Source organism: Caproicibacter sp. (assembly GCF_046707225.1).
GTDB lineage: Bacteria > Bacillota > Clostridia > Oscillospirales > Acutalibacteraceae > Caproicibacter.
Genome location: NZ_JBJKOP010000055.1, coordinates 1 through 22485, shown reverse-complemented (window position 1 = coordinate 22485; position 22485 = coordinate 1). Strand labels below are relative to the sequence as shown.

The 22485-nt window shown below is 46.0% G+C and carries 24 protein-coding genes; 17 read left to right on the top strand and 7 right to left on the bottom strand.

From position 1 onward, the window contains the following. On the bottom strand, window positions 1-508 hold a 508-nt coding region (locus ACLQ3M_RS14985), incomplete at its 3' end, for a GNAT family N-acetyltransferase (protein ID WP_411678506.1). A gap of 540 nt (window positions 509-1048) precedes the next feature. Between ACLQ3M_RS14985 and ACLQ3M_RS14980 the strand changes: the two genes are divergently transcribed. The 16 genes from ACLQ3M_RS14980 to ACLQ3M_RS14905 all read left to right on the top strand — a co-directional run bounded on the left by ACLQ3M_RS14980 (window position 1049) and on the right by ACLQ3M_RS14905 (window position 19204). Then, window positions 1049-2161, top strand: a complete 1113-nt coding sequence (locus tag ACLQ3M_RS14980; protein WP_411678505.1) for a glycosyltransferase family 4 protein — start codon at window positions 1049-1051, stop codon at window positions 2159-2161. Window positions 2162-2299: 138 nt separating this feature from the next. After that, the gene (locus ACLQ3M_RS14975) at window positions 2300-3085 is read left to right on the top strand and encodes an ABC transporter permease (protein ID WP_411678504.1); all 786 of its coding nucleotides are present in this window, start codon (window positions 2300-2302) and stop codon (window positions 3083-3085) included. Between the two features lie 23 nt (window positions 3086-3108). After that, window positions 3109-4650: an ATP-binding cassette domain-containing protein gene (locus tag ACLQ3M_RS14970; RefSeq protein WP_411678503.1), complete on the top strand. Its 1542-nt coding sequence runs from the start codon at window positions 3109-3111 to the stop codon at window positions 4648-4650. A 50-nt stretch (window positions 4651-4700) separates the two neighbouring features. Then, window positions 4701-6254 (top strand): aryl-sulfate sulfotransferase, encoded by a 1554-nt coding sequence (locus ACLQ3M_RS14965; RefSeq protein WP_411678501.1) that lies wholly within the window; start codon window positions 4701-4703, stop codon window positions 6252-6254. A gap of 29 nt (window positions 6255-6283) precedes the next feature. Beyond that, window positions 6284-7363 carry a glycosyltransferase family 2 protein gene (locus ACLQ3M_RS14960; RefSeq protein WP_411678500.1) on the top strand — a complete coding sequence of 360 codons (1080 nt, stop codon included), beginning with the start codon at window positions 6284-6286 and terminating at the stop codon, window positions 7361-7363. 13 nt (window positions 7364-7376) lie between these two features. After that, complete coding sequence (locus ACLQ3M_RS14955; protein WP_411678499.1) at window positions 7377-8783, top strand: glycosyltransferase; 1407 nt, start codon at window positions 7377-7379, stop codon at window positions 8781-8783. Continuing rightward, window positions 8780-9325: a hypothetical protein gene (locus tag ACLQ3M_RS14950; protein ID WP_411678498.1), complete on the top strand. Its 546-nt coding sequence runs from the start codon at window positions 8780-8782 to the stop codon at window positions 9323-9325. The genes ACLQ3M_RS14955 and ACLQ3M_RS14950 overlap by 4 nt, the downstream gene beginning before the upstream one ends. Continuing rightward, window positions 9322-10821: an NTP transferase domain-containing protein gene (locus tag ACLQ3M_RS14945; protein WP_411678497.1), complete on the top strand. Its 1500-nt coding sequence runs from the start codon at window positions 9322-9324 to the stop codon at window positions 10819-10821. The genes ACLQ3M_RS14950 and ACLQ3M_RS14945 overlap by 4 nt, the downstream gene beginning before the upstream one ends. Further along, the gene (locus tag ACLQ3M_RS14940) at window positions 10818-11402 is read left to right on the top strand and encodes an SIS domain-containing protein (RefSeq protein ID WP_411678496.1); all 585 of its coding nucleotides are present in this window, start codon (window positions 10818-10820) and stop codon (window positions 11400-11402) included. The genes ACLQ3M_RS14945 and ACLQ3M_RS14940 overlap by 4 nt, the downstream gene beginning before the upstream one ends. Next, entirely contained in the window at window positions 11395-11772 is a 378-nt protein-coding gene (locus ACLQ3M_RS14935; RefSeq protein WP_411678494.1) for a hypothetical protein, read from the top strand. The genes ACLQ3M_RS14940 and ACLQ3M_RS14935 overlap by 8 nt, the downstream gene beginning before the upstream one ends. A 20-nt stretch (window positions 11773-11792) precedes the next feature. Continuing rightward, window positions 11793-13931, top strand: a complete 2139-nt coding sequence (locus ACLQ3M_RS14930) for a glycosyltransferase family 2 protein (RefSeq protein WP_411678493.1) — start codon at window positions 11793-11795, stop codon at window positions 13929-13931. A 45-nt stretch (window positions 13932-13976) separates the two neighbouring features. Continuing rightward, window positions 13977-15320, top strand: a complete 1344-nt coding sequence (locus tag ACLQ3M_RS14925; protein WP_411678492.1) for a LicD family protein — start codon at window positions 13977-13979, stop codon at window positions 15318-15320. Window positions 15321-15326: 6 nt separating this feature from the next. Next, complete coding sequence (locus ACLQ3M_RS14920) at window positions 15327-16514, top strand: HAD-IIIA family hydrolase (protein WP_411678490.1); 1188 nt, start codon at window positions 15327-15329, stop codon at window positions 16512-16514. Window positions 16515-16567: 53 nt separating this feature from the next. Then, on the top strand, window positions 16568-17554 hold the full coding sequence (locus ACLQ3M_RS14915) for a GHMP kinase (protein ID WP_411678489.1): 987 nt from the start codon (window positions 16568-16570) through the stop codon (window positions 17552-17554). 27 nt (window positions 17555-17581) lie between these two features. After that, the gene (locus tag ACLQ3M_RS14910; RefSeq protein ID WP_411678488.1) at window positions 17582-18172 is read left to right on the top strand and encodes an SIS domain-containing protein; all 591 of its coding nucleotides are present in this window, start codon (window positions 17582-17584) and stop codon (window positions 18170-18172) included. A gap of 6 nt (window positions 18173-18178) precedes the next feature. Beyond that, window positions 18179-19204 carry an NAD-dependent epimerase/dehydratase family protein gene (locus tag ACLQ3M_RS14905; protein WP_411678487.1) on the top strand — a complete coding sequence of 342 codons (1026 nt, stop codon included), beginning with the start codon at window positions 18179-18181 and terminating at the stop codon, window positions 19202-19204. 67 nt (window positions 19205-19271) lie between these two features. On the opposite strand, the gene ACLQ3M_RS14900 is transcribed toward ACLQ3M_RS14905, so the two are convergent. Genes ACLQ3M_RS14900 through ACLQ3M_RS14890 form a run of 3 tightly spaced genes read right to left on the bottom strand, consistent with a single transcriptional unit; the run spans window position 19272 to window position 21287 of the window. Next, a complete protein-coding gene (locus ACLQ3M_RS14900; protein ID WP_411678486.1) occupies window positions 19272-19748 on the bottom strand; it encodes a holin family protein in 477 nt (158 codons plus the stop codon). A gap of 2 nt (window positions 19749-19750) precedes the next feature. Next, window positions 19751-20704: a glycoside hydrolase family 25 protein gene (locus ACLQ3M_RS14895; RefSeq protein WP_411678485.1), complete on the bottom strand. Its 954-nt coding sequence runs from the start codon at window positions 20702-20704 to the stop codon at window positions 19751-19753. A 16-nt stretch (window positions 20705-20720) separates the two neighbouring features. Continuing rightward, window positions 20721-21287 carry a DUF859 family phage minor structural protein gene (locus ACLQ3M_RS14890; protein ID WP_411678484.1) on the bottom strand — a complete coding sequence of 189 codons (567 nt, stop codon included), beginning with the start codon at window positions 21285-21287 and terminating at the stop codon, window positions 20721-20723. A gap of 1 nt (window position 21288) precedes the next feature. Between ACLQ3M_RS14890 and ACLQ3M_RS14885 the strand changes: the two genes are divergently transcribed. Next, window positions 21289-21639: a tyrosine-type recombinase/integrase gene (locus tag ACLQ3M_RS14885; protein ID WP_411678483.1), complete on the top strand. Its 351-nt coding sequence runs from the start codon at window positions 21289-21291 to the stop codon at window positions 21637-21639. 99 nt (window positions 21640-21738) lie between these two features. On the opposite strand, the gene ACLQ3M_RS14880 is transcribed toward ACLQ3M_RS14885, so the two are convergent. The 3 genes from ACLQ3M_RS14880 to ACLQ3M_RS14870 all read right to left on the bottom strand — a co-directional run. Next, window positions 21739-21996, bottom strand: coding sequence for a hypothetical protein (locus ACLQ3M_RS14880; protein WP_411678482.1), 258 nt, complete (start codon window positions 21994-21996; stop codon window positions 21739-21741). Between the two features lie 110 nt (window positions 21997-22106). Continuing rightward, a complete protein-coding gene (locus ACLQ3M_RS14875; protein ID WP_411678481.1) occupies window positions 22107-22277 on the bottom strand; it encodes a hypothetical protein in 171 nt (56 codons plus the stop codon). A gap of 3 nt (window positions 22278-22280) precedes the next feature. Then, window positions 22281-22485 (bottom strand): hypothetical protein (locus ACLQ3M_RS14870; protein ID WP_411678480.1); only part of this gene is annotated, 205 nt, incomplete at its 5' end.

The following is a 22485-nucleotide window of genomic DNA, read 5'->3' as shown; positions in this document are numbered from 1 at the left end:
CGTCAAAGACGAGTTCTTCCGGTCCGTATATCTTTCCTATCTCAGCGCTGTTTAACAGCTCCAGGCAGCTTTTCCCTTGAGCATAGCAACGTATCCAAGTCTGTGAGTTTTCCAAGGCAAATCCAATAGATTGATAAAATTGATTCGCTGGAAGATCCTCCTGCGTCCACAGTTCGCAATAGTGAATTCCGCACGCTAACAATTGCACCTTAGCCTGTTCCCATAGCTTTCTGGCAACACCCTGCCTGCGGTATTTCGGCAAAACTGCCATGTGCCAAATAATTGCGCCGCGCTCATCGCCGTTGCAGGCTAAATCGTCTGAGTCGAGTTCAATATCGATTAAACCGACAATCGAGTTATTTTCTTCTGCTACCAAGCAAATCGATGGATGGTCATACTTTTCTTTTGCTGTCTTCACATCATTATAGTAAGAGCAGTCAAGAAAGGAAAGCACGCGGCAAGAAAGCCATCCCCTCTCATCAGCGTTGTTATATGTTCGTATTTTCAATAAAAGTAATCCTTTCGTACAATCACACATAAGGCACAGGCCAGTCAGACTCTTTCATAAGACTGCTGCAACACGTAACGTTGGGTTTTCCCATAAAGCCCAAATAATCCCCGCTTCGGTTTTTATGTAAAAAAGAAACCCGAAAAGCTAGCATTCATGCGGCTTTCCGGGTCTTTATTTTGGTGCGCGAGACGGGACTTGAAACCGGAAATTCACTTTTCGCACATTGCAGCAAAAGCCAACAAACGGCGGTGTTACGCGGTTTGTTGGCTTTCTCAGTTTTGCCGGCATTCGTACGGAAATGCCGGTTTTGGTAGGGATAAACCCCAAATAAACCCCAAGGGATAAGTCGCTTTCTTAAATACACTCCCTATACAAAGCATCTTGCTCATACAAGATTCTGGAAAATACACATTAATACTTGCCATTAAGCGACAGATATTCTATAATTAAGAAAATATAATTACATTATTATGGCTAATTATGCATAGTTGTTTTTGTTTTTTTACCATTATTTTTAAATAGAAGCGAAGGAATTTAATGAGTAAAAAGATATTGTTCTGTGCTTCCACTGTTTCTCACATTTTGAATTTTCACTTACCTTATTTAAAAGCATTCCAAGATAAGGGCTATGAAGTTTGGGTTGCAGCCAATGAACAGAAACCTATTCCCTATGCTGATTTTGTCGTTGCGTTGCCAATTCAAAAAAAGTTCACGAGTTTCGAGAATATAAAGGCAATTTTTGCAGCCAGGCAACTGATGAAAAAGCAAAGTTTCGATATAATCAGTACCCATACTACTCTTGCGAGTGCAATTGTTCGTATAGCAGTTTTATTGTTATTGAAAAAGCCAAAAGTATTTTGTACTGTTCACGGATATTTGTTCAATGAGAACGATGGATTCAAAAAGTGGTTTTATCTTCTGCCTGAAAAAATATGCGCACCAATTACGAATGTCTTAATGGTAATGAACCATGAAGATTATGAAATTGCAAAAAAGCACAAGCTATATAAAAACAAACTTTATTTCATTAATGGAATGGGAATTGATCTAAGCAAATATCCCCCTATTTCTCCTGAGGAACGTCTAGCAGCGCGAAAAAAGCTGAATCTTGCTGATGAAGATTTTGCATATGTTTATGCTGCAGAGTTTTCCAAGCGCAAAAATCAATCTTTTCTTATTCGCGCATTTGCAGAAACTTGTAAATCAAAACCGCATTTAAAACTGTTTCTTGCTGGTGAAGGGGCTTTGCTTGAAGAATGTAAAGAACTCGCACAGACACTCGGTGTTGCAGAACAAATTACGTTTTTGGGCTATGTTAACGACATTCGAAGTCTTTACGCAGGATGTGATACCTGCGTTTCGACAAGTCTATGTGAGGGGCTCCCTTTCAATATCATGGAAGCTATGGCATGCGGATTGCCTGTGATTGCAAGTGATATTAAAGGACACCATGATTTATTATGCGATGGGAAATCTGGTTTGCTGTATAGTGGCACCAAAAAGTTGCAAGACCATATGAATACCATCGCAAAAAAACGTACCTTATATGCTCTCACTCAAGAAAATGGCCTTTTAAAAGTTAAAAGATATGATATTCACACGGCTTTTTCACAGATCATGAATTGTTATCAGGAGTTTGAGAGCTGTTGAAAACCGATTGCTCGTCCCGCCGTTTTCCTGCAATCGGGACAAGCCCTCAAAGTTGATTTTAAGCTCAAAAGGTGAACCCCTTGGCCACTCTAATTCATTTCGATATTCTTTATTTTGCTGATAAGGAGCGTTCTCAGATTGACGAAATTCAGACGAAGGCTATACGGCTTTTTTAAATATCAGACTCTGCTGAAGGAACTGGTAGTCCGAGATATCAAAGTCCGTTACCGCAAATCTTTTCTGGGATTGATTTGGACTGTGCTCAATCCTTTGCTGATGATGGTCGTGTTGGTGACCGTATTCTCCAACCTCTTCCAGACCAACATTCAGAATTATCCGGTTTATGTTCTTATCGGCAACATCGTTTTTAACTTCAACGCGGATGCTTCCACACAGGGCATGAACTCCATTGTGGCCAATTCGTCGCTGATCAAAAAAGTTTATATCCCGAAATATCTGTTTCCGCTTTCCAATGTAGTCTCTTGTCTGGTCAACTTCGGGTTTTCGGTTATTTCTCTTGTGATAGTCATGCTGATTACTCAAGCTCCGTTTCACCTTACGATGATTACCCTCTGGATTCCGCTATGCTATCTGTTCATGTTTACATTCGGCCTCGGCTTGACTCTGTGCGCGGTCAACGTCTATTTTCGGGACACACAGCACCTGTACAGCGTTGTGATTACGGCATGGATGTACTTAACCCCGCTGTTCTACACCGTGGACATTGTACCACCGGCGCTGCGTAATATTATGCATTTCAATCCGATGTATCAATACGTCTTTTTTTTCCGACAGATTATTCTGGACGGGACCTTCCCCTGCCCACACACCAACCTGATTTGCTTTTCGATAGGTACCGTGACAATGATCTTTGGCCTATTTGTATTTGCAAAACTTCAGGACCGCTTTATTCTGCACATTTAGGGAGCGATGGAGGTACGACTTTTTTGAAGGATTACAGACTAAAAAATTATTATATGCTCGATACATTAAAGCGGGAAATCGACAGTTTTGACGTGATTTCTTTTAATGTATTTGACACTCTTTTGCTGTGCGACGTGCTCCAGCACTCCGATCTCTTTAAGATTTTACAGGAGGATGTGGAGCGACTGCACGGTATCGTCGGCTTCAATTATATTCGTGAGAATGAGGAAAACGAGCTGCGCATCAAAAATCAAAACAGGGGCGTTGCGCTGGACGAAATTTATAAAGCAATCGAGGAAAAGCTAAAAATCTCCTGCGCAAAAATCAAGCAGGCGGAGCTTGCCTTGGAGTCGAAGCACCACAGTCCCAATCCCCTGATGCTTCAGATTTTCTCCAGTGCCCTCTCGGCGGGCAAGAAGATTCTCATTCTGTGCGACACCTGCCTTCCCTCTCTTTTTCTAAAAGATCTGCTTGAAAAAAACGGCTTTGCCGGATTTGCTGAGGTCTATTCCTCCAGTGATATTGGGAAAAGCAAAGCCACAGGGGAATTGTACCACCATGTTGCTGAAACGGAACACATTTCACCGGAAAAATGGCTGCACATTGGGAATGATCCATCCTCTGACGTAGACATTGCCCGAAAATGCGGGCTAACCGCCTACTATTATAAATCGCTGCGGGAGCGCTACTGGGAAAACAAGGCAGAGTACAGGGCGCTGCAGCAAGAAAAGAGCAAAGAGCTTCTTCCTTTGGAAAAGGAAGACGATTCGATTGCCCATTCAAAGGAAACGGCGCATTATATCAATACCTACTACACGCAGGTAACTGCTCCGTCCGAAGAGCTTGCGGTGAAGGCCGAGCATGTCTCTATGCTGTTCAATATGAGCAGCGAAAAAATCGACAATCTCAAGGAATATGTGATCCGGCTGATTCAGGGGAAGCTGATGTTCCAGGAATTCTGGGCTCTAAAAGATATCAACTTCACTGTAAAAAAAGGGGAAAAACTCGGCCTGATCGGTCTAAACGGTTCCGGAAAGAGCACCACGCTGAAAGTGGTTTCCGGAGTCATGAAGCCAACCAAGGGCACGATGCAGGTGAATGGGAGTATCGCCCCGCTGATTGAACTCGGCGCGGGATTCGATGCCAATCTGTCCGCGCAGGAAAACATTTATCTCAACGGTGCAATTCTTGGATTCTCTCATGAGCAGATGCAGGAAAAATACGATGAAATCATCAATTTTGCTGAACTGCGGGATTTTGAGAATGTCGCCATAAAAAACTACTCCTCAGGCATGGTCGCCCGACTTGGGTTTGCGATTGCAACCGCACATGTACCTGATATTCTGATCATTGATGAGATCCTTTCCGTAGGAGATTTTGAGTTTCAAAAAAAGTGCCACCGGAAAATGCGGGAACTGACCGAGCGCGGAGCAACTGTCCTGTTCGTTTCGCACTCCGCGGGTGACATTATTGAAATGTGCGATCAAGCCGTCTGGCTGGATCATGGAAATATTGTCAACATGGGTGAAGCGGAATACATTGTCGGCAAATATCTAAGCATTTAGACCGGTTCCGTCCGACGGTCTGCTGCTTAAACAATATAAAGGTGATAAAAATGCCAAAGGAACCTCTTGCTTTTATTAAAAAAAGATGGCCTGTTTTGCTGTTTCTTCTTATCGTTGTGGTTTCCATCCCGATTATTGCAAATAAGATGGAAACGAATGACCAACATTTTCTAAAGAACAAACCCAAAGTGGATACGACGCAATGGGTTCAGTTTACGATCAACGGCTACCCACAGTCGATGGATCTTTATCAGAATCACATTTGGTATGAAACCCCCATGCTCACAACGGAACAGGATACGAAGGTTTCCGTCGGCAACTTTTCCGGCTATGATATAACCGTAAACGGGAAGCCGATCCAGCCGAACGGGACAGTCAGTTTTCGGCTTGAAAAGTTGTTGAAAAGCCAAAGCATCAAAATTGAGCTGAAAGATGTCAACACAGGAGACATCCGTGACGAATATGTGCGCACTCTTCCGGGTTCCTACGAGGGAGGAGAGGTTGTCTCCAATCGGCCGCAGAAGGGCGTCTACTATTTTAATGCAGACAATTACATCTATAAAATGGATACCGCCGGTAACATCCTTTTCTTTAAGAGCGTTCTTCCGGAATTCAATTCCGCAGGCGGGAACGATTTCAAACGGACGGAAATCGACGGTAAGGTGTGGTACAGCTATCTGGAAGCGGGCACAAGCGAAAATCATCCCGATCTGGCAGGCGTCGATTACGGTTGCATGAAGGCGGTCGTCATGGACGAGAACTATAACGAGGTCGACAAGATTTTCAGTCTGGTGCCGAATGGCAGTGTAACGGAGGGTCAGCCTCTGGATAACCACCAATTCACCATTCTGGGCGACCACCACTACCTGCTCAGTTCCTATGTCGGCAAGCGGGTTGATAATATTCCCTCTTCCGTTACGCACAGCAAATTCGGCGCACGCGTTGTTGCCGCGGTGATTCAGGAAGTTCAGAACGGAAAGGTGCTCTTTCAGTGGGACAGCACGGAGCATCCCGAACTCTACGGCATGAGCGTGAGAAATTACGATTACACAAACAAGAATAATTACTGGGCGGATTACCTGCACTTTACCAGTTTAGCGGTTGACCCGGCGGACGGGAATCTCATCTGCTCGTTTCAGAATGCGGACGCCGTTGTAAAAATTGACCGTAAAACCGGAGCAACCCTGTGGGTTCTCGGCGGCAAAAACGATCAGTTTGGCTTGACTTCGGCACAAAAGTTTTCCAATCCGAACGACGTGCGCGTAGGCGACGATGGCAGTCTTACCGTTTTCAGCGGCGGAGATCCGCACGGTAAGCCAAAAGCAGTTGGAACGGCAGTCTATACGTTCCGGCTCGATGAAAACGGAAAAAGAGTTGTCAGCTGCCAATCCTATTCGGTTGATGGCGCTGTCAGTTCCTCAATGGGAGGGGCGCAGGAAATCGGAGACGGGACTTACACGGTTTGCTGGGGGGAACGAAAAACCGCTCTTCCACTGTTTTCTGAAATTGATTTTAAAACCAATCAAGTCCTTTTTGAATTTGTCAAACCTGCCACGGACAAAAAAGAAAGCAACGCTTACCGGGTCTACAAATTCAACAAATAAGAGGAAATAAAGCAAAAGAGGAGAGCTTTATGGGACAACCGTTTGTCAGTATCATTGTGCCGGTATATAACTGTGAAAAATATCTGGATCGGTGTCTTTCTTCTCTTCTCGCGCAAACACTGAAGGAAATCGAAATCGTTGTCGTCCACCACGACTCCACCGACGGCAGTCTGGAGATCGCAAAGAAATTTGCGGCTCTGGACAGCAGAATCGTATTACTCTGCATGGATGGCATCCGACTGCCTGATGCGCGGAACCTTGGCATGGAGCAGTCAGTGGGCTCCTACATCGGCTTTGTGGATGCGGACGATTTCGTAGCTGCCGAGATGTTTGAAACACTGTACCATAGGGCTGAAAGCACCGGGGCCGATGTGGCAGTTTGCGATTATTTCACGACTTATACGGATCACGAGCAGGAAAACACGATCGGCATGAAAGATGAAACCATCCAGGTCCGCACTATCGGAATAAGCGAATTTTACCTGACTTACTTTGCGGGCAATCCGAACCTCTGGAATAAAATCTACCGACGGGATCTGGTGATACAAAACGGCATCCGGTTTGAAATTGAAAACGGAGAAGATCTCCTGTTCAATATGAGGATTCTTCCTTTTGTGGGAACGACCTGTATTGTCGGCCGCAGCCTGTACCATTATGTCCAGCGGAAAAGTTCCTTGATGCACGAGCACATGTCCCGCTATTCGGACGACTCCGTCCATCTGCTTGAGCGGTATCTGGAAATGCCTGTTGCGCCAGACAGTGACCAGCGCTCTTATTTATTACCGTATTATGCGTTTGCCAACATGTTCACCGGCTTTATGTTTTCCTCGCACTGTGTGAAAGCAGGATATCCATTTTTCGCAGCGCAGATTGCTGCTATGCGGAGAAGCCCTTTCTTTGAGGATTTTTGCCGAAAAATTGCGACAACGGCAGAGCTGAGTGAGCTTTACAGAGACGGCGCTATGTCAATCCGATTTTACTGGACGCAGAGGGTAATCTTTTCCCTCTGTCTGGTGTCTCTGGATTCTGCCGCCGCTTTTTTTATGTTTGTTTCCAGCAGAATCATTTACCTGAAAAAGAGGAAATTGCAGTTTCATTTATTTGATTAGGAGCGTTGGAGCTATGATAAGGATAAGGAGCGGCGGATTTTGGGGTCAGGTCGACACCTTCGGCCTCAAAAACTGCGGTTATCAGGCCTACGAAAAAGTGGTATCGGATCGGTTTCGCTACCGTGGAACCAATCTTGCCGCTCCCAGCGACCGGGTTTCAGGTTCCAGGGAACCTGACGCCGAAAGCGGAAAACCTTTTGTCAACAGGACGATTGTTTATCTTGTTCACCGCTTCTTCCCGGAATCGCAGGGTGGAACGGAACAATTTGTACTCAATATAGCCAAAAGCCAACCTCCGGAGAACCGGGTTGTCATTTTTACCTACTGTGCCGAAAGCAGAAGGGAATTCCCCCAGCATTTTGGCAATATTCTGTTCCGGGAAGACGAATTTCAGGGGCTCCGGGTCATTCGTTACCGGCATCTGCATGCACCAGAGGGGATCCTCCAGGACATTCATTCGGCCGATCCCGATCTGACCGCGTTCGCAAAGCAATGGTTCCGGTCTCTTTCACCGGATTTTGTCCACTGCGCTTATCCCAGCTGGACGGCCTCTTTTCTTACAATTTGTCAGCAGATGAAAATTCCCTATGGCATTACATTGACAGACTTCCAAATACTGTGTCATTATGCTACAATGATAGATAAAAAGGGGAATTTTTGCACAAATTGCCATTTGGGTGTCAAATGTGGGGAAATTTGCAGCACGAAGATGGTCCCGGATCCCGGGAAACGGTTCCGGACCGCACTGGAGCTGCTGACCCGCGCCGCGTTTCTTTCAGCGCCCAGCGGCTTTGTTGCCGAACGGATCGAAACAAATTTCCCCGGTGTTTCTGTATTTGTTATTCCGCACGGTATTTCCGGAAAAATCAGTGCCATTCCGAGAGAGACTGTAAAAACATTTCTATATCTTGGAAAACTGTCCGCTGCAAAAGGCGTGCACCTGTTAATACGGGCGTTTCGGCAAGTTTCAGGAGATATCAGACTGAAGATTTACGGAAGTGGGAGCCCACTTTATCAGGCGAAGCTGAAACGCATAGCCCGCGGTGACAGAAGGATTTCATTCTGCGGTGCCGTCTCCCACGACGAGATTGATTCCGTGTACCGTTCAGGCGACTGTGTGATCATCCCTTCCCTCTGGGAAGAAACTTATAATATGGTGTTGAGCGAAGCCATGGCTTCTGGCGCGATGGTAATTGCTTCCGATGCGGGAGCCATGCGGGAAAGAGTCAGGGATGGGGTGAACGGATATCTGTTCCCCTGCGGAAATCAGGAAAGACTGGCGGAGGCAATCCGGCAGGCGATGGAACATCTCTTTTCCCCCGGAAAAAATGAAAAAGTACCGGGGATTGCCGAGGAACATAAAATTTACGTCGGCCTTTACGAGGAAGCCGCCATAAAAAAGGAGACAGAAAAAAGATGACGGAAGAAATCAACCTGAGGAAAACGCTGCGGCGCAATCTACGAAAAGCCTATCAGGGATGGTACCTCTGGCACTGCCTTGTGAAAAAGTATCGATTGCAGAATACGGCGGTCGTACTGATGCCGTCTGAGAATCGGGACTATAACTATTACGCTCTGCTGTATTTGGATCAGATGCTGGAAAAGAAAGGGTTCAAGAGCGCAATCCTTCTGACCCATGACGATGCGGTGGTAAAATCCGCCTCTCTGTTTTCAGCAAAAATCGAGGCGGTCCAGCCCTTTTCAAGAGAACAGGCCGAAAAGCTGATGCAGTTTTACAGCATGTTTGAGTTTGACGTGCGTTTCCTTGTTGCTTCTTTGGAAGAGCCGGCCGGCAGGAATTCAACCGGTCTCATTGGGAAAAAAGGAACAACCGCTGAGGAAATTTTCGCCATTGGCGTTTACGGCCTGCTTCCGTTAAAAAAGGAAAAGCCGCCCCAATACAGCGGGAATAATCCAGCCATACTCTCTTTTCTTAAAATCAACCAGGGAGGGCAACTATGACCCCTGAAACAATTATTATACAAGCCGGCGGAAAAGGTACCCGGATGGATTATCTGACCGAAAACAAACCAAAAGCCTTGGTTCCCATCCGGAATCTGCCCATGATTTTTCATCTTTTTCAAAAATATCCCGATCGAAAATATGTTGTGATCGGCGACTACAAAATCGATGTTTTAAGAAAATATTTAAACGCTTTTTGTAAAGTGGATTATACGATTGTCAGCGCAACCGGGCATACGGGAACCTGCGCAGGAATCGCGGCCGCGTTGGAATGCGTCCCGCAGAATACTCCGCTGATGCTGATCTGGTCGGATCTCGTCCTGCCGGATGAATTTTCTTTTCCCACAGAGGAAGGGAATTATGTCGGTCTGTCCAAGGACTTTCCGTGCAGATGGAAGTATGAGGACGGCACTTTTCAGGAAGAGCGTTCTCAGAAATTCGGCGTGGCGGGATTTTTTCTGTTTCAAAACAAGGATGTTCTGAAAGATGTTCCGTGGGAAGGGGAATTCGTCCGCTGGCTGTGCGAACAGAAAATTTCTTTCCGTGACCTGCCCCTGTACCGGACAAGGGAATACGGCCTGCTGGAGAAATATCTGGAGCTCTCTTTGCAGCGTTGCCGCCCTTTTAACCGCTTGACGGTGGAACAGGACTGTATCGTTAAGGAAGGAATCGACGAACAGGGCAAGATGTTGGCCATCCGGGAAAAAGCATGGTACGAAAAGGTGCGGAACATGCATTTTGCTAATATTCCGGAGATTTATTCCCTCTCTCCCCTGAAAATGGAGAAGATCGACGGAAGAAATATTTTTGAATACTGCCTGGAGCAGAAAGATAAGAAAAAAATTCTTGCTGATATTATCGCCTGTCTAAAAAGCGTACAGCAATTGGGAAGCTGCCCAGCCAATCTGGAAAGCTACCGGCAGGCCTACATAGGAAAAACCTTCGATCGGCTGAATAAAGTCAGGGATCTGGTTCCTTTTGCCAATGACGAAACCGTGGTTATAAACGACAAGACCTGCCGCAATATTTTTTATCAGCGCGAAGCGGTGGAAAAGAAAATCCTGCAGTTTTACCCAAAGCATTTTTCTTTTATTCATGGGGACTGCACCTTCTCCAACATTCTGCTGAAGAACGGAACGACGCCGGTGCTAATCGACCCGCGGGGATATTTCGGCTACACGGAATTTTACGGCGACCCGGCTTATGACTGGGCGAAGCTGTATTATTCCGTTGTGGGGAACTACGACCAGTTTAATTTGAAACGGTTCCGGCTCCATATCGGCGAGGATTCGGTGAAACTGGAGATCGAATCAAACCACTGGGAAGACATGGAAGCCGAGTTTTTCAGCCTACTGAAGAACGACGTCTCAGAGGAGCAGATTCGGCTGATCCACGCGATTATTTGGCTTTCCCTTACCACCTATGCCTGGGAGAATTATGATTCCGTCTGTGGCGCATTTTACAACGGACTTTACTACTTGGAGGATATCTTATGAACGAATATTTCACTTCCATTCTTGACTCGATTTCGGATTCCGTCCGCTCCATCGACGGCAAAAAGTTCGACCAGTTGGTCGGCGAATGCGTGCGCGCGCTCGAAGGCGGGCATAAAATCATCGCGTCCGGGCTCGGCAAAAATGTCCCGGTATGCGACAAATTCGTCGGCACCATGGTTTCGCTGGGGCAGGAAGCCAGTTTTATGAACACAAATTCCGCCGTGCACGGCGACATCGGTATGGTGCGTCAGGGCGACGTGGTGATTATTCTAACCAAAAGCGGCGAAACGGTCGAATCCGTTTATCTGACGGATCTGCTGAAAAAACGCGGCGCGGATATCTGGCTGCTGACCTTCCGCCGGGACAGCACGCTGACCCGCGCGATTGAGAAATCCCTGATTCTTGACTTGGATCACGAGGGGGATATGTGGGACATTGTTCCGAACAATTCCACAACGGTGAACCTCATTGTCCTTCAGGGCCTTGCGATGACGATCGTGAAAAAGCGCGGAGTGACGCTGCAGGACTTCAAGAAAAACCATCCGGGCGGATTCATTGGAGAACAGCTGAAAAATGTGTGACATAATCAAAGTATCCCCTCTGGGGAAAACCTGGGTTCTGGATCTGGACGGAACCATCGTGAAGCACAATGGGTATAAGATTGACGGCCATGATACGCTTCTGGACGGCGCGAAAAAATTCCTGGATTCGCTGTCCCCGGACGACCTGATTGTTTTCATCACCTCCCGGACCGACGAATACCGAAAGATGACGGAAGATTTTCTGAAAGAGAACGGCATTCGGTGCGACTCCATTATTTTCAACGCTCCTTACGGCGAGCGGATTTTAATCAACGACAAAAAGCCCTCCGGGCTGAATACGGCGATTGCGGTAAATACGGAACGGGATCGGTTCTGCGAAATTACTTTTGCGGCGGACGAAAATCTTTAGCGTGACAAGGGGGGTAACGAATGGGAAAAGCGGGACATTTGTTTGGGGAAATCAAAGATCGACTGAAAAGAATAACACTATTACGTATGAGCTCATGCTATAATGTGCAGATTAAGAAAGGGTACCAGATCTATCAGCATTTACTTGCAAAATATGGACGGGATGTTCAAATCCTAGTTTGCCCTTGGCCTGGCTCCGGGGATGCCTATATAGCCGGTATGCTGCTTAAAGACTATCTAAAAAAGAATAATATTTCAAATTACGTTGTGTTTACCTCTTGTAAACCAGCTCCTGTCCTTTTTCAGATGTTTGTGGATTGCAAAATAGAAATACAACCACAAGTGAATTGTGAAAAACTGATTAAATTCTTTGTATTTTTGAATGGTGAAAACATCAATATAAAATTTCTTCATTTTAACATAAGGTCTCATACTACAATAGTTGAAAAAGTTGAAGGAATTAACGGAGTCAGTTTTTTTCAGATGTATTCGAGTGTAGCATTCGCGCTTGATCCCTCAAGGGAATTGCTACCACCTCGCTTTTCTTGTGATAAAGCAGTTATTTCTGATTTGTTTCGAACACATCAATTAGAGGAAGGCAATACAGTCATTCTTGCCCCTTATGCAGGTTCCCTAACCAGTTGCCCGGATTTTTGGAATGCTCTGGCGCAGGAACTGATAAAAGAGGGCTTTTGTGTTTGTACTAATTCAGGGAGTGCTCAGGAAAAGCCCATAAAGGGAACAGAAGCTGTAAAAATTCCCCTTCAATCTATTGTTCCGGCAGTGGAATATGCTGGTTTTTTCGTAGGACTTAGAAGCGGACTGTGTGATATTATCAGTTCCGCAAAATGCAAGAAAGCGATTCTTTATCCCAGTAACTATCGCTGGGGATTTTCTTTTTCCCGTGAGTACTTAAGCCTTCATAATATGCCTTTTTGCACAAATGTTGAGGAATATGAATTCGGTGGCGTTTTTCAGAAGGCGCTGACAGAAAGGGTCATGGACTACCTTTTAAATAGAGAGGATCACATGGTAGACACTAATACAAATATGGAAAAGGGAATGATTTCAGTTATCATTCCAGCTTACAATGTCGAAAACGAGTTGGAAGATTGTTTGAACTCTATAATCGCGCAGACATGGGCAAGTCTAGAGATCATTGTAATAGACAACGGTTCAAAAGATAACACCGGTGAAATTATTCAAAAGTATTGCGTCATTGATAAACGAATTAAAAAGTTAAAAGTTTCGGAAAATAAAGGCGTTTCAAATGCACGGAACTTAGGGTTAGCAAGCGCCAACGGTGAATTCATTGCATTTTGTGACAGTGATGATTTTGTTCCGCCGGAAGCATATGAAAAAATGATTAAAAAAGCTGAGCTGTCACAATACGACGTCGTTGTGGGCAATTGGCTGGATATAGAGGGTTCCGATAAAGTTTTCAAAAGAGACGCTTATTGGAATAGAAATGAGTTTGTCGCTTTTTTTGCAGGCGGGGCAATATGGAACAAATTATATAGACATTCTTTGTTAAGCGATAGTAGCTTATTCCCACCTTACAACTTTGGAGAAGATACACTTTTTCTTGGACATGTATATAAAAAGGAACCTTTAATCGGTATTGTCTCGGATATTGTCTATCATCATCTTGATCGGAATGCGGCTTCTATTAAGAGTGGACAGCTTACCAGGCAGTATCATGCATCCAGCATGATGGAATATATCAAAAGCGGAACCGAGCTTTATACCATGGATTTAAAATGCAATCCACAAGATTTATACATTGAGTATCATCGCTATTTGTCGTATATTTATAATTTCTGGTGGAAAATTACAAAACGTGATGAACAGAAATCTGTATTTGAGGATCTGCAGAATTTCACAATGCTTTTTAATTGGGACACAGATTCTCGACAAAATGATTTTATTAGAATCTTTCATGTGCTTCCTTCTCTTTTTCAAAAAGCGGATTATGAAGGTTATATTTCATTTTTAATGAATTGTTACTGTGGTTCCAGTAACAGAGACGTTGGAGGTCTTCCAGAGTTTTACGATTCTCGTTTTACTGTATTGAAAGAATTCCAGAATGGCATGATCGGATTCCGCTATATTCTGAAATATGCAAAAGCGTGGCTCAAGTTTAAAACAACTCGTAAATAGGCTAATACTTCAGGCCTTCCGTTTAAAATGGAGAGAATTAATTCAATGATTAAAAACTTTCTAAAGAAATATCTCCCCCCTTCCTCAAAGACGTTTCAAAACGCTGTCCTTCAGCTTGAAGATGATATTAAACAAAAAACTGAATCGCAGCAGGCCTTGGCAATAACCTTTCATGATCCACTCCAGAAGGTCATAGACCAAAATGTGGAGATTCAAGATCAGTTGAATCTTATTCAGAAACGGTCGGAAAGTGGTTCGGCTGAACTGCTGCAGCTGAGGGAGCAGGTTCAGGGACAGTTAACAATGCTAAAAGATCAAATTAGCTGCACATCATCCGAGCTGGCAAGGATCAGGGAGCAGGTTTCAGAACTGAAGAATATTCGCCAAAGCTTGACTGATGAGATCGGGAAATCTTTCGGCGCTCTAAATGAGAAAATTGACGTTCTTTCTCTCCAAAAACAAATGGTGTTCTGGTACACATATGCTGTCCAGCGCCAAACATCCTTATCTGAAGCGCAGCGCTCCTTTTACCGCTCTCTTCCCAAAGCAGAAGGGGATTTGCGCATTATTCAAAATATGGAAGTTTACTTACTAAAAAATTTTATCCGTATTTGTAATGAAAATGGTCTTAATTATTGGCTTCAGGGTGGCACTTTACTCGGTGCAATCCGCCATAAAGGATTTATTCCATGGGACGATGATATGGATATATCAATGCCACGGGCAGATTTTGACAAGCTACAATTAATTCTCAGTAAATCCGAACAGTTTGCTATATGCGACTATTATCATCTTGTCAACCGTTACTGGTTTTCCCGCATACCGAAGTTTATTTGCGTCGCAAGCAATACGGATTTTTTTCTGGATATCTTTGTTCAAGAGTGTGTTCCGTGCCCCCCAGAAGATGAACAAGCTTTCTGGCAACATGTTTGTCGAATGCGAGAAGAACTTTCCGATACACTTGAAGCACTCCTTCCAGAACTCACCCAGCCTTACAGCGATGTTCCGATTAAAAATTCTGATGATAAAAAGAAAGTCGATTCCGTTTTTAACGAATTTATACAAAAGACGAATGCTTGGTCCGGTTGCAAGGGAGATTCTTTAGTTTATTATTGGAGCGTCCCCTATGTTAAATTTTCTTGGCAAAGGATTTACCGACAAGATGTTATTTTCCCCCTTAAAACACAAAATTTCGAAGGAGAAATATGTTGTGTACCCAAACACTATGAAGCTTATGCCCGTGACGAATACGGTGATTACCTTCGTCTTTCCAACGACTTTGGCTTGCATGGTCACTGGGATGTATTTTCTTTCGGCAACCAGATTGAAAAAGCTAGTAAGTTTTTGACTTCCGTTTCAGAAACGAATAAAAATTTTGAAGGCAGGTAATTTACCATGGAAATCAATCAGGCCGTTATTCTTGCCGGCGGCTACGGCACGCGGATGAAGCCGTTTACAGATACGAATCCAAAACCCATGTACCCCTTTGAGGGTAAGCCATTTCTGGAATATTTGGTGGAACAGGTTCGCGGATTCGGAATCCGTGAGATCGTTCTGCTGCTGGGATATTTGCCAGAAAAAATTATGGACTATTTCGGTGACGGCAGCAAATGGGGCGTGAATATCCGCTATTCCGTCACGCCGGTCGAATATGAGACGGGGCTGCGGCTGAAAGGCGCGGAGCAGCTGTTCGCGGACGATTTCCTGCTGATGTACTGCGACAATTACTGCCCGATTGACTTTGAGCGCCTCTGTGAGGAATACCGCCAGAGCGGGGCCCTGCTGGAATTCACTGCCTATAAAAATCTGGACGGCTACACGAAGAACAACCTGAAAGTCGCTGACAACGGCCTTGTGGAGGTCTACGACAAAAAGCGTGTTACCCAGGGGCTTCAGGGGGTTGATATCGGCTACGCAATTGTAAACAAGTCTGTTCTACGGCTTATGCCGGACGAAAACGTCAATTTTGAAGCAGCTGTATACCCACAGTTGGTGGAACAGAAGAAAATGTATGCCATGGTTACGGAACACCGCTATTATTCCATCGGTTCCTGGGCGAGAATCGAACTGACTAAAGAGTTTTTCAGTCCACGCAAATTTGTCTTTCTCGACCGCGACGGCACGCTGAACGTGCGGCCGCCGCGTGCCTGCTACATAGAAAAGCCGGAAGATTTTGTCTGGCTCGACGGCGCGGTGGAAGCGATACGGTTATTAAAAGACAACGGCTATAAGATCCTTTTGGTGTCAAACCAACCGGGCATTGCACGGGGAAATCTGACCGAGGAAACGCTGGCGACGATCCATGAAAAAATGCAGAACGATCTAAAACAGGTCGGCGCGCAGATCGACCGGATTTACTACTGCCCGCACAACTGGGATGACGGATGCTCCTGCCGCAAGCCAAAGCCAGGGATGTTTTTTCAGGCTCAGAAGGACTATTCCCTTGACCTGACAAAATGCACCATGATCGGAGACGACGAAAGAGATGTGGAAGCGGGCCGAGCCGCGGGATGCAGATGCATCCTGGTTTCGGACGCGTACTCGCTGAAGGACGCTGTCGCGGACCTAATGAAAGAGTCATGAGTCCATAGTACATTCAATCATTTCAACGACATTACATAAAGGAGAAAAGCGACATGATCATCTCAAAAACACCCCTGCGCTGTTCATTTTTCGGCGGAGGAACGGACTTTAAAGACTATTATGAAAACAGTCGGTTCGGTTACGGCTCGACGATCAGCACAGCCTTGAATATGTTCGTCTATATCACCGTAAACAGAAAGTTTGACGACAAGATCCGCGTGGTATATTCCGGCAACGAGTTAGTTGACAGCGTCGATGAGGTCAAGCACAACATCATCCGGAATGCTCTGAAAATAACCGGAATTGAAAAGAGCATAGAGGTCATTTACATGGCAGATATCCCCTTGAGTAGCGCCGGAATCGGGCTTGCTTCCTCCAGCGCACTGGCCGTGGGCGTACTGAACGCGCTGCACGCCTACAAAGGGGAACATGTTTCAGCGGAAACTCTAGCACGTGAAGCATGCCACATTGAGATTGACTGTCTCGGCCAGCGGATTGGCATTCAGGACCAGTTTGCTGTGGCCTGCGGCGGCTTCAACCAATATAAATACAATCGGGACGGTAGCGTAAGTGTGGAGCCGATTATCTGCAAAAAGGAAAACAGCGACAGCTTGAAAGAGAACCTGATGCTGTTTTTCACGGGCCTGACCCGCGATTCCAGAAAAATTTTGAATGAGCAGCAACAGACTATCGCGCAGAAGATGGATGGTCTTGACAATCTGGTTCTGGCGGTAAACCGTGTTTATCAAGATCTCGTGGACGGCTCGGTGGACAATTGGGGCTATGAACTGGACAAGGCTTGGCAGATCAAGAAGCGCTTTGCAAGCGGTGTTTCAACGCCCATGATTGACGAGATGTATTCCTCGGCGAAAAACGCGGGTGCACTCGGCGGCAAGATCCTCGGCGCGGGCGGCGGCGGATTCATGCTGTTGTATGTGCCGGCAGAACGTCAGGCGGCGGTTGAGGAAGCGCTGAAGGATTATCGAAAAGTCGACTTTTCCTTTGAGCCGCTGGGTAGCCGAATCATATTCTCTGACTAATCAAAAAATAAAGGAGTGCGAATTTATATGTCGGATTATAAAGAAGCAATTGCCAAATACATTGACGATGAACAGAAGGTATTGGCTTCTCTGGATGTGGACGCAATCAACGAAGCGATGAATCTCCTCGAAAAGGCTTTTCAAGAAGAAAAAATGATTTATATTTTCGGAAACGGCGGGAGCTCCGCCACTGCCTCACACTATCAGAACGATTTCAATAAGGGAGTTTCCGAACATACGGAAAAGAAGTTCCGTTTCCTGTGCTTGAATGACAACGTCCCGACCGTGATGGCGATTGCAAACGACATCGGATTCGAAGAAATTTTTCGCTTCCAGCTGAAAGGCAAGCTGCGGGAAGGCGACCTAGTGGTCGGCATTTCCGGCAGCGGCAATTCGAAGAACGTACTCAACGCGGTAGAGTACGCGAAAAGCTGCGGCAACAAGGTGATCGGCATCACCGGCTATGACGGAGGCAAGCTAAAAAAACTGAGTGATGTATCTCTTCACGTTCCCGTCAATAGCATGCAGATTACGGAAGACGTACATATGACATTCGACCATTTAATCATGAGTATTTTTTATAAAACGATGTGCGGAATCGATCATTTGAAGGGGTGACACAAGATGCCAAAGGTATTTATTTCCGGTGCCGCCGGTTTTATCGGATCACAGCTTGCCTATCGGCTGTGGAAAGACGGCGCTCAGGTCGTGATCATTGACAATTTTTCCTACGGTCAGGAAGACAACCTGATTTTTCCGGATCACGATTTCCGTTCCGAGATTCTGCGGATGGATGTACGGGACGCGGATGCTTTGTACCGCCTTTTTGAGCAAGAAAATTTTGATTATGCTTATCATATCGCGGCAATTACTCCCCTGCCGGACTGCCAGATGAACCCGGGTGAAGCGGTATCCGTCAATGTTGCGGGTACGGTAAACGTTCTGGAGGCGGCCCGCCGGTTTGGCTGCCGGAAAGTCATTTTCGCAAGCACCTCCGCGGTGTATGAAAATGACACGGTCTTCCCCTCTAAGGAGGACAGGCACGAACTCCCCAGCTTGATTTACCCAACTACGAAATACTCTGCGGAATGCTTCTGCAAATCTTACGCGAAAATCTACGGCATGAACGTAACCTGCCTGCGTTTTGCAAACGTATACGGGCCGCATATCGATTGCCTACGGAAACAGCCGCCGGTCGCGGGATATCTGATTCGTGAGCTTTTCTACGACCGTGCGCCAGTCCTTCACTCAGACGGCAAGCAGCGTAGGGATTTTGTCTATGTGGACGACCTGATCGACCTTGCGCTGCTGGTGCAGAAGGGCGATGGCTACGACTGTGTGAATGTTTCCACCTGCAAAAGCTACTCGATCAACGAGATGTATTCCATCCTAGCGAAAACCATGGGCAAGGAACAGATCAAGCCGAAGTATGTCGCATCCTCCAATTACTGGAATAAATACCCGGAGCTGTATGAGGGGAAATATACGATTTCCAACAAGGCGCTCGACAATGAAGTCAACAAATTCACTCAGTGCGACAACATGCACGCCTTGGAAAAATACGGTTGGAAACCGAATACCAGCTTTGAAGAGGGCCTGAAAAATACGGTTGATTTTGCCTGCGGCCTTTTAAGCAAGCTGCATCGGTAAGGCCATATATGGGACGGCAAAGCGATGATATACTGAATACCATGTTTATTGAAACTTTGAACAAAGACTATTCGTTCATTATACTATCTTTATCTGCCTTTGATAACGAACCTCCCCCTTTCCCCTCCACTTGTGATTTCAAATTTCCCACCAGCTTAAGCAGGAAAGGCGGCAGAGCGACTCCAATGTCGCTGATGTTTTCCAAAATGCTGATAATCTCATTGCAAATCAGCCACACGGCTACCAGCGACGCCACGGCATAACCGAACGACAACGTTACGCCTGCCTGCTGCGCGGCATATGTAATCAGATAGTCAACAATCACTCCGACGCCGACCAAAAGCCACATGCACACCTTTTTTGCGATTCCCAGGAATCCACGGTAAGAACTGATCTTCTGTCCCCTATACTTTGCGGCGGCAAGACCGGTACCGTAATCTGCAACGTTAACCAAAATCAGCAGCAGCATTGGGACAGCCAAAATTCCCAGCCATGCGGAAAGCGCGGTAAATACTGTGATAATAGTCGTTTTCATTTTATCCATTTCTAATTCCTCAACTTTCTTAATTCATGTGAATTGTAAACTGCTTCACGCCGTTTACATAGATTCCAGCAGAAGAGCCTGACTTTCCAAAACCAACTAAATAGAAAAAGCTCTCGTTCCCGCTGCTGTATCGGTGCAGCAATGCAGCAACACCCGGCGTACCGATTGCAGCCGTTGTATCGGTGCAGCAATGCAGCAACACCCGGCGTACCGATTGCAGCCGTTGGGACCTGCGGAGAAGTCACTTTGAATTGGTAAGTCTGTCCCGGCGAAAGAACAATATCAGTTGTAGTATCGCACTTGAACGTCGGCTTCGGGAAACCGTTGTACCCACCTGCCTGGATAATTGTCGAGTAATCTTTAAATGCTACATTCATATCCACCGCGCCGGTGATACCCGGAACTTTACCCGTGCTGCCGGTCTGCTGAATCCCACAGGGATAATCAGGAACGCCGGAATAGTCGGCTAACCACACATCATAGGACTTTACGGTAGCAGTGCTGAATTTACCTGTTCGGATAAAATCACAGTTGGTGTAGAGATTTACGAACCATCCGTCCTTTTTCATTGCGTCCATAAACGTCTGGGCAATGGCATCAATGAGATTGTTGCTTGGATGAATGCCCTGCTGCTGCGCGTATTCCATGCTGTCATACTCATAATCGAATGCGACCGGAAAAGTAAGTTTGTCCTTGTACGGAGCGAGGACTTGACTGAAAATCGATGCTTCCTTTGCTGCATCCGCCGCGGACACAGCGTAGCTAAACCAATATGCGCCGACGGCAATCCCGTGAGCCAATGCGCCTTTTACATTCTCGTCAAACTTTGGATCCTTTTGTGAAATATCGTTTCCATATCCGGCACGGACTAGAACAAAGTCCATGCCGGATATTTTCGTCCAATCCACTGTGCCATTATGCTTACTGATATCAATGCCTTTCAGTTGTGCCATCATTTAATCTCCTTTTTGGTTAATAGACCGCAATATAATAAAGTCCCCAGTTTACACCGGATGAAGAAACCGCGTTGGAAATCTGTATTGTAAATCCGGTTGTACTGACGGATTTCACCACGCAAAAGCCAAATCCGTTCGTATTGAACGCCGTTGTAACAATCGGTGTCCATGGAAGCGTTGTACCAAAGCTGATGTTGATATTTCCCGAATAGTAGAGGGAACCGTAAGCTGTCGTTGTGGCGGCTATCCCGTTCGAAGTTCCTTTCAGCATACGAAGTCCGCCCAGCGCAGCTGCATCCCCGGCGCTGCTTGCGTAAGAAGCGCTGTCGGCGCTCGGATGGTAACTGTCATTGTAAGCCTTGGCACCGGAAACGTACACGTCACCGCTTACATCCAGCGCGCCGTTCTCCGGAATTTTGTTGATGCCAATCTGCCCATCACGGATAGAAAAAACCGGCTTTGCCGTTGGCAGCAAAGCCGGTTGTGTGGTTGCGGTGTAGTAATCTGACGCCACAATTTCAAAATTGAACGACGCGCTGATGTCAAAGTTTCCGATATTTGCGTTGATTTTGCGGCTATACAAAGTGGAGCAGGCACAACAGCGGTTAAAATGCGGCGACCAATGGATTGACACCGACCGGCTGTTCGTCGCATGGAACGGAAAGCCAATCAATCCAAACACACCGTACAGCTGGCTGGACCGGTTCTGCAAGCGTACCGGTATGCACCGTGCTCAATCCGCCATCCATAGTTTCCGGCATCTGAACGCTTCCCTGCTGATTACAAACGGTGTGGACGTCAAGACCGTATCAACCGCGCTTGGGCACTCACAGGTATCAACGACGACAAACATTTACGCCCACACCTTTGCCAAGGTTCAGGCTGAAGCAGCGGACGCCATCGCGGCGGCCCTGCCGCTCAAATCACACGCGTAAATGGTCAAGAAGAGATCACATGGACTCCACAGAAGCCGCAAAAAGCAACAGATACAAAAAGTCCGCCCTTTCGGCATCAACCGAAACGAGCGGACATTTTTATTGCGCTTTTTTTAATTCGTCGACTTCCACACGCAAGTCTGTAACAATTCGTTCCAAAGCCTTTACGCGGCTTTTAATCTGCTCCTGCTCTTCAACATCCGGCAGTCTGTTAAGAATCACCTTGTGACCCTCTGCTAAAAGTTGAATCTGTTTTTCAACATTCGATTCTATGTAGGCTTTCATTCGATTTTCAGACTGGCTAACCGATTGGTTAATCAACCCTGCAATTGCCTGTAAATCCTTTTCATCCAGCACTCCCGTCACCGCCTTTGAATCAGTATAGCATTTGTAAAAGTCAGAATCAAGTCCCAAAAAGTTCCGGTACATAGAACTTTTTCACGTATCTGCATCGCACCCAGACCGGACTATTTCTCTTTCCTTTTGACTGCATAGATTACTGCGCCAAACAAAATTCCAAAACTAGTCCCCATAGATAGATTATTAAAAATCAAACCAAACGCTGCGCCCAGTGGAATACCAACGCCTATCACACACGACAGCCATGTTTCATTTTTGTCCTGATTCTCTTTTTTCATATTTTACATCCTGCAGGCATAAAGTCTTACTTCATCAATCCGATAGCATTTCTTTTGAAGTTCTTCTTTTCGCTCGAGCGGGGCGTCAAAGACGAGTTCTTCCGGTCCGTATATCTTTCCTATCTCAGCGCTGTTTAACAGCTCCAGGCAGCTTTTCCCTTGAGCATAGCAACGTATCCAAGTCTGTGAGTTTTCCAAGGCAAATCCA